At 67.5% G+C, this 246-nt stretch carries 1 protein-coding gene; it reads left to right on the top strand.

What is annotated here, in order from left to right:
• On the top strand, positions 1–246 hold a 246-nt coding region (locus tag AB4Y44_RS42785), incomplete at both ends, for a hypothetical protein (RefSeq protein ID WP_368702853.1).

The raw sequence follows: 246 nt of genomic DNA, 5'->3' as shown, positions 1-246 counted from the left end.
CCGTCGCTCGTGAGATAGAGCTGATCCGCGTGCGCAACGTGCATGCTCGCCACGCGCTCGACGATGCGCGCGTCGAGGTTCGCCGACGCGCATTCGTGCGCGAGCTGGCCGAGCCACTCGCGGCGGGCGAGATCCGCATCGACGGCATCGCGCTTTCGGAGCAACGCAAGACGAGCGCGCGCCGCGCGCTGTACTCGCGTATGCAGGTGGTATTTCAGGATCCGTTCGGCTCGCTTTCTCCGCGCA

Origin of the sequence: Paraburkholderia sp. BR10937, from assembly GCF_040965695.1 — a bacterium.
Lineage (GTDB): Bacteria > Pseudomonadota > Gammaproteobacteria > Burkholderiales > Burkholderiaceae > Paraburkholderia.
The sequence above is the reverse complement of the archived record's forward strand: the minus strand, read 5'-3'. Positions and strand labels throughout refer to the sequence as shown.